The sequence below is a fragment of the Pseudomonas sp. IT-P74 genome, assembly GCF_949768175.1.
Classification (GTDB): domain Bacteria; phylum Pseudomonadota; class Gammaproteobacteria; order Pseudomonadales; family Pseudomonadaceae; genus Aquipseudomonas.
Genome location: NZ_CATKQD010000019.1, coordinates 1 through 16661, shown reverse-complemented (window position 1 = coordinate 16661; position 16661 = coordinate 1). Strand labels below are relative to the sequence as shown.

13 protein-coding genes are annotated in these 16661 nt (G+C 60.5%); all 13 read left to right on the top strand.

Annotated elements, in window-relative coordinates; all coding sequences use genetic code 11:
• Positions 1-22: 22 nt before the first annotated feature.
• Positions 23-463, top strand: coding sequence for an RNA polymerase-binding protein DksA (gene dksA, locus ACM6J5_RS13685; protein ID WP_008053890.1), 441 nt, complete (start codon positions 23-25; stop codon positions 461-463).
• Between the two features lie 201 nt (positions 464-664).
• Entirely contained in the window at positions 665-1558 is an 894-nt protein-coding gene (gluQRS, locus tag ACM6J5_RS13680) for a tRNA glutamyl-Q(34) synthetase GluQRS (protein WP_414928720.1), read from the top strand.
• Positions 1559-1635: 77 nt separating this feature from the next.
• Entirely contained in the window at positions 1636-1812 is a 177-nt protein-coding gene (locus ACM6J5_RS13675; protein WP_003176118.1) for a hypothetical protein, read from the top strand.
• Positions 1796-4750, top strand: coding sequence for a sensor histidine kinase (locus ACM6J5_RS13670; protein WP_172435390.1), 2955 nt, complete (start codon positions 1796-1798; stop codon positions 4748-4750). The genes ACM6J5_RS13675 and ACM6J5_RS13670 overlap by 17 nt, the downstream gene beginning before the upstream one ends.
• Before the next feature lie 22 nt (positions 4751-4772).
• Complete coding sequence (locus ACM6J5_RS13665) at positions 4773-6212, top strand: sigma-54-dependent transcriptional regulator (RefSeq protein WP_095945507.1); 1440 nt, start codon at positions 4773-4775, stop codon at positions 6210-6212.
• A 796-nt stretch (positions 6213-7008) separates the two neighbouring features.
• The gene (locus ACM6J5_RS13660; RefSeq protein ID WP_191628388.1) at positions 7009-8409 is read left to right on the top strand and encodes a polynucleotide adenylyltransferase PcnB; all 1401 of its coding nucleotides are present in this window, start codon (positions 7009-7011) and stop codon (positions 8407-8409) included.
• Positions 8410-8412: 3 nt separating this feature from the next.
• Complete coding sequence (folK, locus tag ACM6J5_RS13655; RefSeq protein WP_095945510.1) at positions 8413-8898, top strand: 2-amino-4-hydroxy-6-hydroxymethyldihydropteridine diphosphokinase; 486 nt, start codon at positions 8413-8415, stop codon at positions 8896-8898.
• 387 nt (positions 8899-9285) lie between these two features.
• Positions 9286-10086, top strand: a complete 801-nt coding sequence (panB, locus tag ACM6J5_RS13650; protein ID WP_095945511.1) for a 3-methyl-2-oxobutanoate hydroxymethyltransferase — start codon at positions 9286-9288, stop codon at positions 10084-10086.
• Positions 10083-10943: a pantoate--beta-alanine ligase gene (gene panC, locus ACM6J5_RS13645; protein ID WP_414928719.1), complete on the top strand. Its 861-nt coding sequence runs from the start codon at positions 10083-10085 to the stop codon at positions 10941-10943. The genes panB and panC overlap by 4 nt, the downstream gene beginning before the upstream one ends.
• 206 nt (positions 10944-11149) lie before the next feature.
• Positions 11150-11530, top strand: coding sequence for an aspartate 1-decarboxylase (panD, locus tag ACM6J5_RS13640; RefSeq protein WP_003228271.1), 381 nt, complete (start codon positions 11150-11152; stop codon positions 11528-11530).
• Positions 11531-11753: 223 nt separating this feature from the next.
• Positions 11754-13418 carry a glucose-6-phosphate isomerase gene (gene pgi / locus ACM6J5_RS13635; RefSeq protein ID WP_095945513.1) on the top strand — a complete coding sequence of 555 codons (1665 nt, stop codon included), beginning with the start codon at positions 11754-11756 and terminating at the stop codon, positions 13416-13418.
• Between the two features lie 228 nt (positions 13419-13646).
• Positions 13647-15584: an acetate--CoA ligase gene (gene acs, locus ACM6J5_RS13630; protein WP_095945514.1), complete on the top strand. Its 1938-nt coding sequence runs from the start codon at positions 13647-13649 to the stop codon at positions 15582-15584.
• Positions 15585-15704: 120 nt separating this feature from the next.
• Complete coding sequence (locus ACM6J5_RS13625; RefSeq protein ID WP_414928718.1) at positions 15705-16577, top strand: oxygenase MpaB family protein; 873 nt, start codon at positions 15705-15707, stop codon at positions 16575-16577.
• The last annotated feature ends 84 nt before the right edge of the window (positions 16578-16661 follow it).

Sequence of the window (16661 nt, the reverse complement as noted above, 5' to 3'; positions counted from 1 at the left end):
AAGAGTAGAGGCGGTCTATTTCATGTCCACCCAAGCAAAGCAGCAAAACCAGACGATCAGCGGCTTCGAGCCCTATGTTCAGAAAACCGGCGAAGAGTACATGGGCGAGCCCATGCGCAAGCACTTCACCAAGGTCCTGAATCAGTGGAAAAAAGAGCTGATGGAAGGTGTCGACAAGACCGTGGACCACATGAAGGACGAAGCGGCCAACTTTCCTGATCCGGCAGACCGTGCCAGCCAGGAAGAGGAATTCGCCCTCGAACTGCGTGCCCGCGACCGTGAACGCAAGTTGATCAAGAAGATCGACAAGACACTTCAGTTGATCGAAGACGAAGAGTACGGCTGGTGTGAATCCTGCGGCATCGAGATTGGCGTCAAGCGTCTCGAAGCGCGCCCTACCGCCGACCTGTGCATCGACTGCAAGACCCTGGCGGAAATCAAGGAAAAGCAAGTCGGCAAATAATGGCGACTTGAACGAAGAACGGAGCGTGCGAACGCTCCGTTTTTGTTTCCAGAATTCGCCTCGGCAATACACTGTGGGAGCGAGCCTGCTCGCGAAGGGGCCATCAACTTCAACATCGATGCTGGCTGATACACCGCATTCGCGAGCAAGCTCGCTCCCACAGGTGCCTGGCGCAAGCCCGAAACAAGTGACATTGTATTCATGACCGCCACCTCCCCCACTTACATCGGGCGCTTCGCCCCCACCCCTAGCGGCCATCTGCACTTCGGTTCGCTGGTCGCCGCACTGGCCTCCTACCTCGACGCGCGCTCGGTGGGCGGACGCTGGCTGATGCGCATGGAAGACCTTGATCCACCCCGCGAGGAACCCGGCGCCCAGGCGGCCATTCTCAAGGCCCTGGAAAGCTATGGCTTCGAATGGGATGGCGACCTGGTTCGCCAAAGCGATCGGCACGATGCCTACGCCGAGGTGCTCGATCGCCTGTTCAATCAAGGCCTGGCCTACGCCTGCACCTGCTCGCGCAAACAGCTGGAGCCGTATCACGGGATTTATCCGGGGCTGTGCCGAAATGCCGGCCATGGCACTGAGGATGCAGCCATCCGCCTGCGCGTACCGGAACTGGAATACCACTTCATCGACCGGGTGCAGGGCCAATACCGCCAGCATCTGGGGCGGGAAGTCGGCGATTTCGTGATCCGCCGCCGCGACGGGCTCTACGCCTATCAATTGGCCGTGGTCCTGGACGACGCCTGGCAGGGCATCACCGATATCGTTCGCGGTGCCGACCTGCTGGACTCCACGCCCCGCCAGCTCTACCTGCAAGAACTGCTCGGCCTGCCGCAACCGCGTTATCTGCATATCCCGCTGATTACCCAGCCGGATGGCAACAAACTCGGCAAGTCCTACCGCTCGCCACCGTTGACCGAGGATCAGGCTACGCCCCTGCTGCTGCGGGCGTTGCGGGCGCTGGGACAGAACCCTGGAACCGAACTGACGTACGCCACGCCATGGGAAGTGCTGAATTGGGGCATTGCCCACTGGGATGCCTCGCTGATCCCGCGCACTCTGAGCCTGCCCGAGGCACAGCTATTGTGATCGCACTTGCAGTGGCGCGCCCATCCGTTACCATCGCCGCACGTTATCGGGCACACGCATAAAAAAGAGAGGCCGGGATGTACATCTATCGCTTGGTCCTGCTTTTGGTAGTGGGCATTTACCTGTTTTCCCCGGCCATCATGGATTGGTGGATCGACGCCACTGGCGCCTGGTATCGCCCTTATCTGCTCTGGCTGATTCTGATCGTCGTGACCTTCATCCTGCAGAGCCAAAAAGATGCCGATGAGCTTTAGCCTGACCCAGATGATCCTGATCAGCGCCGCGTACCTGGCGGTGCTGTTCGGCGTTGCCTGGATCAGCGAACGGGGCATGATTCCCCGGGCGATCATTCGCCACCCGCTGACTTACACCCTGTCACTGGGCGTCTACGCCAGCGCCTGGGCGTTTTACGGCACCGTGGGCCTGGCCTATCAGTACGGCTACGGCTTTTTGTCCAGCTACCTGGGGGTTTCCGGGGCATTCCTGCTGGCGCCGGTGCTGCTCTACCCGATCCTGAAGATCACCCGCACCTATCAACTGTCGTCGCTGGCGGACCTGTTTGCCTTCCGCTTCCGCAGTACCTGGGCCGGCGCGCTGACCACGATTTTCATGCTGGTCGGCGTACTGCCGCTGCTGGCCTTGCAGATTCAGGCTGTCGCCGACTCCATCGGTATCCTCACCCAAGAGCCTGTACAACATCGCGTGGCCCTGAGCTTCTGCGCCTTGATTACGCTGTTCACGATTTTCTTCGGCTCCCGCCACATCGCCACCCGCGAAAAGCATGAAGGCCTGGTGTTCGCGATTGCCTTCGAGTCGGTGATCAAGCTGATCGCCCTCGGCGGTGTCGGGCTGTATGCGCTGTACGGCGTGTTCGACGGCCCGCAACAGCTTGAACTGTGGCTGTTGCAAAACCAGACCGCTCTTGCTGCCCTGCACACGCCCTTGCAGGAAGGCCCGTGGCGTACATTGCTGCTGGTGTTCTTCGCCTCGGCGATCGTGATGCCGCACATGTATCACATGACCTTTACCGAGAACCTCAACCCGCGCTCGCTGGTCAGTGCGAGCTGGGGCCTGCCGCTGTTCCTGTTGCTGATGAGCCTGGCGGTGCCGCTGATTCTCTGGGCCGGCCTGAAGCTCGGCGCCACCACCAACCCGGAATACTTCACCCTGGGCATCGGCATTGCCGCCAACAGCAAGGCTTTGGCGTTGCTGGCCTATGTCGGCGGACTGTCCGCCGCCAGTGGCCTGATCATCGTCACCACGCTGGCGCTGTCCGGGATGGCCTTGAACCACCTGGTGCTGCCGCTGTATCAACCACCGGCCGAAGGCAACATCTACCGCTGGCTGAAGTGGACCCGCCGGGCGCTGATTGTCGCCATCATCATGGCCGGCTACGGCTTCTACCTGATGCTCGGTGCCGAGCAGGACCTGGCCAACCTCGGCATTGTCGCTTTCGTCGCCACGCTGCAGTTCCTGCCGGGCGTGCTCTCGGTCCTGTATTGGCCGACCGCCAACCGTCGCGGCTTCATCGCCGGCTTGCTGGCGGGGATCCTGGTGTGGCTGGTGACCATGCTGTTACCGCTGGTCGGCAACCTGCAAGGCTTCTACATTCCGCTGCTGAACATGATCTACGTGCTGGACGACACCAGCTGGCACATGGCGGCGATTGCCTCGCTGGCGGCCAACGTGCTGATGTTCACCCTGATCTCGCTGTTTACCAACGCCAGCACCGAAGAGGCCAGCGCTGCCGAAGCCTGCGCCGTGGATAACGTGCGCCGTCCGCAACGCCGGGAACTGCACGCCGCCTCGCCCCAGGAATTCGCCACGCAACTGGCCAAGCCACTGGGTGCGAAAGCGGCGCAGAAAGAGGTGGAACAGGCACTACGCGACCTCTATCTGCCTTTCGACGAACGCCGACCCTATGCCCTGCGCCGCCTGCGTGACCGCATCGAGGCCAACCTCTCCGGCCTGATGGGCCCGAGCGTGGCCCAGGACATGGTCGAGACGTTCCTGCCGTACAAGGCTGGCGGCGAAAACTACGTCACCGAAGACATTCACTTCATCGAAAGCCGGCTCGAGGATTACCACTCGCGATTGACCGGCCTGGCCGCCGAACTCGATGCCCTGCGCCGCTATCACCGCCAGACCCTGCAGGAATTGCCGATGGGCGTTTGCTCGCTGGCCAAGGATCAGGAAATCCTCATGTGGAACAAGGCCATGGAGGAACTGACCGGCATCGCCGCGCAGCGCGTGGTCGGTTCGCGCCTGAGTACCATTGCCGACCCATGGAAAGAACTGCTGCAAGGATTCATCAATCTGCCGGACGAACACTTGCACAAACAGCACCTGGCCCTAGACGGCCAGACACGCTGGCTGAACCTGCACAAAGCGGCGATCGACGAACCCCTAGCGCCGGGTAACAGCGGCTTGGTGTTGCTGGTGGAAGATTTGACCGAAACCCAGATGCTCGAGGATAAACTGGTGCACTCCGAGCGTCTGGCCAGCATCGGTCGACTGGCGGCCGGCGTGGCCCATGAAATCGGCAACCCGATCACCGGTATCGCGTGCCTGGCGCAGAACCTGCGCGAAGAACGTGAAGAAGACGGCGAGTTGAAGGAAATCAGCGGCCAGATCCTCGAGCAGACCAAACGCGTGTCGCGCATCGTCCAATCGCTGATGAGTTTTGCCCATGCCGGCAGCCATCAGCACAGCGACGAGCCCGTCTGTCTGGCCGAAGTGGCTCAGGATGCCATCGGCCTGCTGGCCCTGAACCGACGCAATTTCGAAGTGCAGTTCTACAACCTGTGCGACCCCGAACACTGGGTCGAAGGCGACCCGCAACGGCTGGCCCAGGTATTGATCAACCTGCTGTCAAACGCCCGTGACGCCTCGCCTCCCGGCAGTGCGGTACGAGTCAAGAGCGAAGCCGGCGAACACACGGTCGATCTGATCGTGGAAGACGAAGGCAGCGGTATTCCGTCGAACATCATGGACCGATTGTTCGAACCTTTCTTCACCACCAAGGACCCTGGCGAAGGCACCGGTCTGGGCCTTGCACTGGTCTATTCCATCGTTGAAGAGCATTATGGACAAATCACCATCGACAGCCCGGCTGATGTTCAAAGCCAACGCGGCACCCGAATCAGGGTTACCTTGCCGCGTCATGTCGAAGCGACGTCCGCTGTGAACTGAGACCGTCGAGAGTATCGAATCAATGCCGCACATTTTGATCGTCGAAGACGAAACCATTATCCGCTCTGCCTTACGCCGCCTGCTGGAACGTAACCAGTACCAGGTCAGCGAAGCCGGATCAGTGCAGGAAGCACAAGAACGCTTCACCATTCCATCGTTCGACCTGATCATCAGTGACCTGCGCCTGCCGGGCGCGCCTGGCACGGAGTTGATCAAGCTCGCCCAGGGCACGCCGGTGCTGATCATGACCAGCTATGCCAGCCTGCGCTCGGCGGTCGACTCGATGAAAATGGGCGCGGTGGACTACATTGCCAAGCCATTCGACCATGACGAAATGCTGCAAGCCGCCGCACGCATCCTGCGTGACCGACAAACGGTGCAAGCCGGCGGCGAAGCGGTTACCGGCAAAGCCGCCAACGGCGCGGCGAAATCCGGCACCGACAACAGCAACGGTGAAATCGGCATTATCGGCTCGTGCCCACCGATGCAGGACCTGTACGGCAAGATCCGCAAAGTGGCACCGACCGACTCCAACGTTCTGATCCAGGGCGAATCGGGTACTGGTAAAGAACTGGTGGCGCGCGCCCTGCACAACCTGTCCAAACGCGCCAAGGCACCGATGATTTCGGTGAACTGCGCGGCGATTCCGGAAAGCCTGATCGAATCCGAACTGTTCGGCCACGAAAAAGGCGCATTCACCGGCGCCAGCGCCGGACGCGCCGGCCTGGTGGAAGCGGCGGACGGCGGCACCTTGTTCCTCGACGAAATCGGCGAACTGCCACTGGAAGCCCAGGCTCGCCTGCTGCGCGTATTGCAGGAAGGCGAAATTCGTCGCGTGGGCTCGGTGCAGTCGCAGAAAGTCGATGTGCGCCTGATCGCCGCGACTCACCGCGACCTCAAGAGCCTGGCGAAGATCGGCCAGTTCCGCGAAGACTTGTATTACCGCCTCCACGTTATCGCGCTGAAGCTTCCAGCCCTGCGCGAACGCGGTGCGGACGTCAACGAAATCGCCAATGCGTTCCTGGCGCGGCAAAGCGCGCGAATCAACCGCACCGACCTGAAGTTCGCCGCGGATGCCGAGCAAGCCATTCGTCACTACTCCTGGCCGGGTAACGTTCGCGAACTGGAAAACGCCGTCGAGCGCGCCGTTATCCTGTGCGAAAGCCCGGAAATTTCCGCCGAGCTGCTGGGCATCGACATCGAACTGGGCGACCTGGAAGACGACGAGTTCATTGGCCTGGCGCCCCAACAAGGCAACGGCAACACCGGTAACAGCAACCACGAACCGACCGAAGACCTCTCCCTGGAAGACTACTTCCAGCATTTCGTCCTCGAACATCAGGACCACATGACCGAAACCGAGCTGGCCCGCAAGCTCGGAGTCAGCCGCAAATGCCTGTGGGAGCGCCGTCAGCGCCTGGGCATCCCGCGGCGCAAGACCGGGGTGGCCAGCGAAAGCTGAACCGCACCTGTCTCATGTGCGGGGTAACACGTGACTTTGTGAAAAAACTGTTACCTCAGCTTTTTCACGTAACAAAAGCCGGGGCTTACGGTAACGAAGCCCCGGCTTTTTTTGGCCATCGAAATACCTGCAGACCGGCCTAACCCCTTGTTTTATTGGGTTTCGCAAAAGTTGGCACGCACCCTGCTATATGTTTGGTACAAGAACAATAACAAGCAATGCACAAGACAATAAAAATAAGACGAATCGACTCACGCACAATAAAAACAAGACGGCGAGAGGCGCAGCTAACTGATTCTTTTGGAGAGGCGTTGTATTTGGGGCTTGCCCCACGACCAGGCCGAGAACAACAAAAAACTGTCTTAAGACAGAGCCTGTACTGGTTGGATCGAAAGATCACTGCAATTCAGCGACCAAAGCAATCCGTTTGCTCTTGGCTCCCGATTGGGAGGGTCATGAAGGAAAGCTTCATGGCGAGGGCGCTCAACAAAAACAAGAAGCCCGAAACCAAAAATAAAAATAGAGCATGCAACTACTTCTTGGGGAGCTTCGGCTCCCCTTGTGGTTTCTGCGATTCGGAAAACCCCTGTGGGAGCGGGCCTGCTCGCGAAAAACCCATTGGCGCCGCTGGACACCTGATTCCCGCATTATCGTTAACGACCATCGCGAGCGTGCTCGCTCCTACAAGGTCAATTTGCGCCGTCCTACACCATCCCCCGACTAAATGCTAGAATCCCCGCCCATCATGCGGTCATTCTTCTGTTATGGCCGAATATTCCTTCAAACAGTGCATCCCATGCTGAAGAAGCTGTTCCAGTCATTCCGTACTCCCAAGCGTCCTACGCAACACATTCGCAGCACGCCTGAAGTGCTCAACAGCGGCCAACACTCGCTGCAGAAGGCGCAATTCAGCCGCTACGCGGTGAATATCGTTGAACGCCTGCAGAGCGCCGGTTATCAGGCTTACCTGGTGGGCGGTTGCGTGCGCGACATGCTGTTGGGTATCACACCGAAAGATTTCGACGTAGCCACCAGCGCCACACCCGAGCAGGTACGGGCCGAATTCCGTAACGCGCGAATCATCGGGCGCCGGTTCAAACTGGTGCACATCCACTTCGGCCGCGAAATCATCGAAGTCGCGACCTTCCGCGCCAATCACCCGCAAAACGAAGACGAGGAAGACAGCAACCAGTCTTCGCGCAACGAAAGCGGGCGCATCCTGCGCGATAACGTCTATGGCACCCTGGAAGAAGACGCGCAACGTCGCGACTTCACTATCAATGCCTTGTATTACGATCCGGTCAGCGAACGCATCCTCGATTACGCCAACGGCGTACACGACATCCGCAATCACCTGGTCCGCCTGATCGGCGATCCGACGCAACGCTACCAGGAAGACCCGGTACGGATGCTGCGGGCCGTGCGCTTCGCCGCCAAGCTGAACTTCGGCATCGAAAAACACAGCGCCCTGCCGATCCGCGGCCTGGCGCCGATGCTGCGCGAGATCCCGTCGGCCCGCCTGTTCGAAGAGGTGCTCAAGCTGTTCCTCTCCGGCCATGCCGCCGATACGTTTGAAATGCTGGTCGACCTGCAGTTGTTCGATCCACTGTTCCCGGCCAGCGCCGAAGCACTGGAATACAACCCGACGTACACCCATACCCTGATCAGCGAAGCCCTGATCAATACCGACCTGCGGATCAAGCAGAACAAACCGGTAACCCCGGCGTTCCTGTTTGCAGCCCTGCTCTGGCCTGCCCTGCCGGCCCGCGTCCTGCGCCTGCAGGAGCGTGGCATGCCGCCGATTCCGGCGATGCAGGAAGCGGCACACGAACTGATCGCCGAGCAGTGCCAGCGCATCGCGATTCCGAAACGTTTCACCATGCCGATCCGCGAGATCTGGGACATGCAGGAACGCCTGCCCCGCCGCAGCGGCAAGCGTGCCGATCTGCTGCTGGACAATCCGCGCTTCCGTGCCGGCTACGACTTCCTGCTGCTACGCGAAAGCGCCGGCGAGCAGACCGATGGCCTGGGCGAATGGTGGACGGACTATCAGGACGCCAACGAAAGCGAGCGTCGCGACATGATTCGCGACCTCAGCGGCAAGGACGAAGGCACCGGCGCCCCGCGCAAGCGTCGCCGCAGCGGGGGATCCAAGCGAAAACGCACCGCCGGCGCGTCGAGCACCACGGGCGAGTAATCCATGGAACGCATCTACATCGGCATGGGCAGCAATCTGGCTGACCCCGCCGAACAATTACGCAGCGCCGTCGAGGCGCTGGCGCAGTTGCCGCAATCGGAGCTGGTCGGGGTATCCGCGTTTTATCAAAGCGACTCGCTGCTACCCGGACAACCGCGCTACACCAACGCGGTGGCCGCTCTCGACAGCACGCTGGCGCCGCTCGACCTTCTGGATGCCTTGCAAGCCATCGAAAACGGCCAGGGTCGCGAGCGCCTTGAGCGCTGGGGACCGCGCACACTGGATCTCGACATCTTGCTGTTCGGTGATCGCCTGATCGACGAACCGCGCCTCAAGGTTCCCCATTACCACATGCAGGAACGGGCCTTCGTGCTGTATCCGCTGGCGGAACTGACCCCTGCGGATCTGCGCCTGGCCGATGGCCGGATCTTGGCCGAACTGCTCAAGGCATGCCCGTTCGTCGGCCTGGAACGCCTCCCCCAGATTTGACGAAGATCCCCTGTGGGAGCGAGCCTGCTCGCGATAGCGGTAGTACATTCAATATTGATATGGACTGACACACCGCCATCGCGAGCAGGCTCGCTCCCACATTGGTTTGTGACGAACACAAAAGTGCAGCCAACCGCCGAATCGAACAAACCTGCTGAATCGCATCAGTTACCCCGGTAACACCCCACCCGTAACAATGCGGTAACACACGCAATTGACTTCCCTCGTTCTCCTCACGACTATAGGCGTCCCGCTGCCGCCTACACGGCGTTCAAGGGCGCAATCCAGGCCTTAAAAGCACGACGAAAGAGCGTGCGCCTGTATTCAACGAAGAATCACGCGCGTTACTCGCAGTAGTTTCCACAGCGCCTGAATGAGGAACTTTTCATGCCAGCCATCACCCTGACCACCCTGCAAGGTCTGAAGCAAAAAGGTGAAAAGATCACCATGCTGACCTGCTACGACGCGACCTTCGCCCACACCTGCAACCAGGCCGGTGTCGAAGTGCTGCTGGTGGGCGACTCCCTCGGCATGGTTTTGCAGGGCCACGACAGCACCTTGCCTGTCACCACTTCCGAAATGGCTTACCACGTGGCCGCCGTCAAACGCGGTAACAGCGATGCCCTGATCCTCGCCGACCTGCCTTTCATGGCCTACGCCACCACCGAGCAAGCCATGACCAACAGCGCCCTGTTGATGCAGGCCGGCGCGCACATGGTCAAGGTCGAAGGAGCGTTGTGGCTGGCCGATTCGATCCGCCTGCTGGCCGAGCGCGGCATCCCTGTCTGCGCGCACATGGGCCTGACGCCGCAGTCGGTGAACATCCTGGGCGGCTACAAGGTCCAGGGTCGCAATGAAAACCAGGCGCGGCAGATGCGTGCCGACGCGATCGCCCTGGAACAGGCTGGCGCGGCAATGCTGCTGCTCGAGTGCGTCCCGAGCGAACTGGCGGAAGAAATCACCCAGGCGGTGAAGATTCCGGTGATCGGTATTGGCGCCGGCAATCGCACCGATGGCCAGGTGCTGGTCCTGCACGACATGCTGGGCCTGTCCATTACCGGGCGCATGCCGAAATTCGTGAAAAACTTCATGACCGGCCAGACCAGCATTGAAGCTGCATTGAATGCCTACGTGACTGAAGTCAAAGCGGCGACTTTCCCTGGAATCGAACACGGATTCTCTGCATGAACACCGTAAAAACCGTACGCGAACTGCGGGCCGCCGTGGCCCGAGCCCGTAGCGAAGGCAAGCGCATCGCCTTTGTGCCAACCATGGGCAACCTGCACAGCGGCCACGTGGCGCTGGTGACCAAAGCCTCCCAACGGGCGGACTTCGTGGTGGCGAGCGTTTTCGTCAACCCGCTGCAATTCGGTGCTGGCGAAGACCTCGACAAGTACCCGCGCACCCTCGCCGCCGACCAGGAAAAACTGCTCCAGGCCGGTTGCCATCTGCTGTTTGCCCCGACCGTTGAAGAGATGTATCCCGACGGCATGGCCGGCCAGACCCGCGTCAGCGTCCCGCAATTGTCCGAAGGCTTGTGCGGCGCCAGCCGTCCGGGGCACTTCGAAGGCGTGGCGACTGTGGTCAGCAAGCTGTTCAACATGGTCCAGCCGGACCTGGCGATTTTCGGCGAGAAAGACTTCCAGCAACTGGCGGTGATTCGCGCACTGGTTCATGACCTGAACATGCCGATCCAGATCATCGGTGAGCCTACTGTTCGCGCAAGCGATGGCCTGGCGCTGTCGTCGCGCAACGGTTTCCTCAGCGAAGAGCAACGCGCTGTGGCACCGGTGGTCTACCGCACGCTGAATGCGATCGGCGAAGCGATCAAGCAGGGCGAACGCGACTACCCGACGCTGATCGGCACCCAGATCAAACAGCTCGAAGCAGCAGGCCTGCGTCCTGATTATCTGGAAATCCGCCACGCCCTGACCTTGCGCCCGGCAACGGCGCAGGATCGTGACCTGGTGATTCTGGTGGCGGCGTTCCTCGGTACGACGCGGTTGATCGACAACCTGCACCTGAACCTCGACGCGCCAAACTAATCACCGAAATTCCCCTGTAGGAGCGAGCCTGCTCGCGATGAACTCCGACGCGCCGCGTACATTCAGGAAACACGCGTAATCGTTAACGTCCATCGCGAGCAGGCTCGCTCCCACAGAGGCGCTTCTGCGTCCAAAAAGACTGTATTGCCGCCCACAACCCCTTCGGGCAAACTGCCCGCCGTTCGATTCCGACCTGGGAAATACTCATGCACGCCATCATGCTCAAAGCCAAGCTGCATCGCGCCGAAGTCACCCACGCTGTACTCGATTACGAAGGCTCCTGCGCCATCGACGGTGAATGGCTGGACCTGTCCGGCATTCGTGAGTACGAACAGATCCAGATCTACAACGTCGACAACGGCGAGCGTTTCACCACCTACGCCATCCGTGGCGAGGAAGGTTCGCGCATGATCTCGGTCAACGGCGCCGCCGCGCACAAGGCCAAGGTTGGCGATCGCGTGATCATCTGCGCTTACGCCCATTACAGCGAAGCCGAACTGCTCAACTTCAAACCGCGCATGCTCTACATGGCACCGGGCAATGAACTGAGCCACACCAGCAACGCCATTCCGGTCCAGGTCGCCTGACCCGAGCCTGTCTCTTCCGTTTGTCGGACCATTCCTAACTTCGATGTTAAAAAAGTACCGGAAACAGGTCAGACAAAGTCAAGACAGATCATTGCGCGGGGTTTACTGTAGTCGCCCTGCGCCATGAAATCGTGTCGACGCAGTTGACCGGAACGCCCACCCACAGCGCTCCGGGATTTTTAGTGTTCAAAAGGCCGTTCAAGTAATAAGGAAACCCGCAGCGATGGCGTATTACCGCACTCCTCATGACGTTACCGCTCTGCCTGCCTGGCAAGCGTTGAATGACCACCGCCAAGCCATGCAGGATTTCAGCATGCGCGAAGCCTTCAATGCCGATCCGCAGCGTTTTACCCAATTCACCCTCAGCAGCTGCGGCCTGTTTCTCGACTATTCGAAAAACCTGATCAACGCCGAGACCCGCAATCTGCTGGTGGGCCTGGCCAACGAAGTCGACCTCAAGGGCGCGATCAAGTCACTGTTCGATGGCGAAATCGTCAACGCATCCGAAGGCCGTCCGGCCCTGCACACGGCCCTGCGCCGCCCGGTCGGCGACAAGCTGTCGGTCAACGGCGTCAATGTGATGCCCGAAGTGCACAAGGTGCTGAACCAGATCACCGACCTCGTCGGCCGTATCCACGACGGTCTGTGGCGCGGTTACACCGAAAAACCGATCACCGACGTGGTGAACATCGGCATCGGTGGTTCCTTCCTCGGCCCTGAGCTGGTGTCCGAAGCGCTGCTGTCCTACGCCCAGAAAGGCGTGCGTTGCCACTATCTGGCAAACATCGACGGCAGCGAATTCCACGAACTGGCCATGAAGCTGCGCGCCGAGACCACGCTGTTCATCGTCTCGTCGAAATCCTTCAACACCCTCGAAACCCTGAAGAACGCCCAGGCCGCCCGTGCCTGGTATCTGGCCCAGGGTGGTTCGGAAGCCGAGCTGTATCGCCACTTCATCGCGGTATCGAGCAACAACGCCGCCGCTGTGGCGTTCGGCATCCGCGAAGAAAACATCTTCCCGATGTGGGACTGGGTCGGCGGGCGCTACTCGCTGTGGTCGGCCATCGGATTGCCGATTGCCCTGGCCATCGGCATGTCGAACTTCAAGGAATTGCTGTCCGGTGCCTACACCATGGACCAGCACTTCCAGACCGCGCCGTTCGAACAGAACATGCCGGTGCTGCTGGCCCTGCTCGGCGTGTGGTACGGCAACTTCTGGGGCGCGCAAAGCCACGCGATCCTGCCATACGATCACTACCTGCGTAACATCACCAAGCACCTGCAACAGCTGGACATGGAGTCCAACGGCAAGAGCGTGCGCCAGGACGGCAAGCCGGTTTCCACCGACACCGGGCCGGTGATCTGGGGCGGCGTCGGCTGCAACGGTCAGCACGCCTACCACCAGTTGCTGCACCAGGGCACCCAACTGATCCCGGCCGACTTCATCGTGCCGATCGTCAGCTTCAACCCGGTGTCCGACCACCACCAGTGGCTGTACGCCAACTGCCTGTCGCAGAGCCAGGCGCTGATGCTCGGCAAGACCCTGCCTGAGGCCGAAGCCGAACTGCGCGACAAAGGCATGAGCGAAGACGATGTGCAGAAGCTCGCGCCGCACAAGGTGATCCCGGGCAACCGTCCGAGCAACACCCTGGTAGTCGAACGCATCAGCCCCCGTCGCCTCGGCGCTCTGGTGGCGATGTACGAACACAAAGTCTTCGTGCAAAGCGTGATCTGGGGCATCAATGCCTTCGACCAGTGGGGTGTGGAGCTGGGCAAAGAGCTGGGCAAAGGCGTCTACAACCGCCTGGTCGGCAGCGAAGAAACCCCGGCCGAGGACGCCTCGACCCAGGGGCTGATCAATTACTTCCGTGGTCGTCACCGCGGGTGATTTGAAGCCTGCCCACAGAGTGTGTGTTGATTACTAACTCTGTGGGCAACGAATATCCAATGTGTGCGGGCTTGCTCGCGAAGGCGGTGGTTCAGTCAACAAGAATGTTGAATGTACCGGCCTCTTCGCGAGCAAGCCCGCTCCCACAGTTGTTTTGTGTACGGCTTGAACCCATTGACCTCTCGGCGCATCTTAATCTTTGTCGCAAAACAAGATTAAGGAACCGTCATGTTCGATATCAGCACGTTCCCCAAAGCCGATGCCGTCCGCCGGGCCGCACAATTGAGTCAAGACGACTATCAGCGCCTGTACCGCCAATCCGTTGAACACCCCAGCACCTTCTGGGCCGAACAGGCCACGCGTTTTCTCGACTGGAGCGCGCCCTGGGAAACCGTCCAGCGCTACAACCTGAAAACCGGTGAAGCCAGCTGGTTTGCCGGTGCGCAATTGAACGTCAGCTACAACTGCATCGACCGGCACCTGGAGAAACGTGGCAATCAGGTCGCCATCATTTGGGAAGGCGACGACCCTGCCGACTCGACATCGATCACCTACAAAAAACTGCATGAAAACGTCTGCCGCCTGGCCAATGTGCTGAAAAGCCGTGGTGTGAAAAAAGGCGACCGCGTGTGCATCTACATGCCGATGATTCCCGAGGCGGCCTACGCCATGCTGGCCTGTACCCGCATCGGTGCGGTGCACTCGGTGGTGTTCGGCGGCTTCTCCCCGGACTCGTTGCGCGATCGCATTCTCGACGCCGACTGCCGCACCGTGATCACTGCCAATGAAGGCGTGCGCGGCGGCAAGGTTGTGCCACTCAAGCAGAACGTCGACAAGGCGCTGCAAAGCTGCCCGGACGTGAGCACCGTGCTGGTGGTCGAGCGCAGCAAGGGGCAGGTGAACCGAGTCGAAGGACGGGACATCACGTATCAGCAGGCCCTGAGCGAAGCCAGCGCCGATTGCCCGCCCGAGCCGATGGACGCCGAAGACCCGCTGTTTATCCTCTACACCTCCGGCAGCACCGGCAAGCCCAAGGGCGTACTGCACACCACCGCAGGCTACCTGCTGCAAGCCGCGATGACCTTCAAGTACGTGCTGGACTACCGCGACGGCGAAGTCTTCTGGTGCACCGCCGACGTCGGCTGGGTCACCGGCCACAGCTACATCGTCTACGGTCCGCTGGCCAACGGCGCGACCACGCTGATCTTCGAAGGCGTGCCGAACTACCCGAGTACCTCGCGCTTCTGGCAGGTGATCGACAAGCACAAGGTGAACATTTTCTACACCGCCCCGACGGCCCTGCGCGCACTGATGCGCGAAGGCCCGGAACCGTTGAAGCAAACATCCCGCGCCAGCGTCAGGCTACTCGGCACGGTTGGCGAGCCGATCAACCCGGAAGCCTGGGAGTGGTATTTCCATGAGGTCGGCGAAGAGCGTTGCCCGATCGTCGATACCTGGTGGCAGACCGAAACCGGCGGCATCATGCTCAGCCCGCTGGTCAGCGCCCAGCGGATCAAGCCTGGTTGTGCGACACAGCCGATGTTCGGCGTGCAACCGGTGCTGCTCGACGAGCAAGGCAGGGAAATCAAAGGTGCCGGCAGCGGCGTACTGGCCATAAAGTCGAGCTGGCCGGCGCAGATCCGCAGTGTCTATCGCGACCCGCAACGCATGGTCGACACCTACTTCAAGCCCTACCCCGGCTACTACTTCACTGGCGACGGCGCGCGGCGCGATGAGGATGGCGACTACTGGATCACCGGGCGCATCGACGATGTGATCAACGTATCCGGCCACCGTATCGGCACCGCCGAAGTGGAAAGCGCCCTGGTGCTGCACGAGAGCATCGCCGAGGCTGCCGCGGTCGGTTACCCCCACGACATCAAGGGCCAGGGCATCTATGTCTTCGTCACGCCCATGAACGGCGTCGATACCAACGATGAACTGAAGAAGGAATTGCTGGCCCTGGTCAGCAAGGAAATCGGCAGTTTCGCCAAACCGGACTTGATCCAGTGGGCGCCGGCCTTGCCGAAAACCCGCTCAGGCAAGATCATGCGGCGCATTCTGCGCAAGATCGCCTGCAACGAACTGGACAGTCTGGGTGATACTTCGACCCTGGCCGATCCGAGCGTGGTGCAAGGCTTGATCGATAAACGCCTGAATCAATGACGTATTGTGCCCTGTAGGAGCGAGCTTGCTCGCGATGAACGCCGACGCGCCGCGTATATTCAGGAAGCACGCGTTATTGTTAACGTCCATCGCGAGCAAGCTCGCTCCTACAGGTTCACCATGGAATTCATCCGCACCCGCATCGAAACCCAGATCATGAGCCTGACCGGTTTGTCCCTGGGCAAACTCGACCTGGAAAATCCCAAGGGCGACCCCGGGCTGTTCGGGCCGGACTCGGTGAGCTGGCAAGTCCATGGCGATTTCAGCAGCATGCTGATCGGCGGCATCAGCGCCCTGATGCTGCAGGCGCTGCACCCGCTGGCATTAGCCGGGGTCTGGGACCATTCGAACTTTCGTGAAGACATGCTCGGTCGCTTGCGCCGCACCGGGCAGTTCATCTCCGGCACCACCTTCGGCTCACGCCAGGACGCCGACTGGCTGATCGAGAAAGTCCGCACCATTCACCTGCAAGTGACCGGTACGGCGCCGGATGGGCGCCCTTACGCAGCCAGCGATCCTGATCTGCTGACCTGGGTGCACGTCGCGGAGGTCAGCAACTTCCTCGCTGCGCACCTGCGCTATCGCAATCCACATTTGTCCCTCGCGGATCAGGATCGTTATTACGCCGAGATCGCCCTGGTTGCCGAACGTCTTGGGGCGCGTGATGTGCCCCGTTCACGGCAGGAAATATCCGATTACCTTGAGCGCGTTCGCCCACAATTGTTGTGCGACGAACGCAGTCGGGAAGTTCTGCGCCTGTTGCTGAACGCCCCCTCCCCCAGTCGTCTGGCCAAGCCTTTCGGCGGTCTGATGATGCAGGCCGGGATCGACCTGCTGCCGGACTGGGCCAGCGACATGCTCGGCGTCAGCCAGAACCCGCTGCAACGCAAGCTGATCCGCGCCAGCGTCAATCGCAGTGCGCCGATGCTGCGCTGGGCGGTGCGGAATGGGTCGGTGCAGCGGGCCAGACGGCGGATGGGGTTGCTGAGTTAGAAACCACTGAAAAACATCGCGAGCAAGCTCGCTCCCACAGGGGACTTTTGTTGTTCGAAAATCCCGCGTACGACACGAATCCAG

Coding starts and splice junctions, on each gene's coding strand:
- dksA (WP_008053890.1), top strand. CDS start 23: ATGTCCACCCAAGCAAAGCAGCAAAACCAGACGATCAGCGGCTTCGAG.
- gluQRS (WP_414928720.1), top strand. CDS start 665: ATGACCGCCACCTCCCCCACTTACATCGGGCGCTTCGCCCCCACCCCT.
- ACM6J5_RS13675 (WP_003176118.1), top strand. CDS start 1,636: ATGTACATCTATCGCTTGGTCCTGCTTTTGGTAGTGGGCATTTACCTG.
- ACM6J5_RS13670 (WP_172435390.1), top strand. CDS start 1,796: ATGCCGATGAGCTTTAGCCTGACCCAGATGATCCTGATCAGCGCCGCG.
- ACM6J5_RS13665 (WP_095945507.1), top strand. CDS start 4,773: ATGCCGCACATTTTGATCGTCGAAGACGAAACCATTATCCGCTCTGCC.
- ACM6J5_RS13660 (WP_191628388.1), top strand. CDS start 7,009: ATGCTGAAGAAGCTGTTCCAGTCATTCCGTACTCCCAAGCGTCCTACG.
- folK (WP_095945510.1), top strand. CDS start 8,413: ATGGAACGCATCTACATCGGCATGGGCAGCAATCTGGCTGACCCCGCC.
- panB (WP_095945511.1), top strand. CDS start 9,286: ATGCCAGCCATCACCCTGACCACCCTGCAAGGTCTGAAGCAAAAAGGT.
- panC (WP_414928719.1), top strand. CDS start 10,083: ATGAACACCGTAAAAACCGTACGCGAACTGCGGGCCGCCGTGGCCCGA.
- panD (WP_003228271.1), top strand. CDS start 11,150: ATGCACGCCATCATGCTCAAAGCCAAGCTGCATCGCGCCGAAGTCACC.
- pgi (WP_095945513.1), top strand. CDS start 11,754: ATGGCGTATTACCGCACTCCTCATGACGTTACCGCTCTGCCTGCCTGG.
- acs (WP_095945514.1), top strand. CDS start 13,647: ATGTTCGATATCAGCACGTTCCCCAAAGCCGATGCCGTCCGCCGGGCC.
- ACM6J5_RS13625 (WP_414928718.1), top strand. CDS start 15,705: ATGGAATTCATCCGCACCCGCATCGAAACCCAGATCATGAGCCTGACC.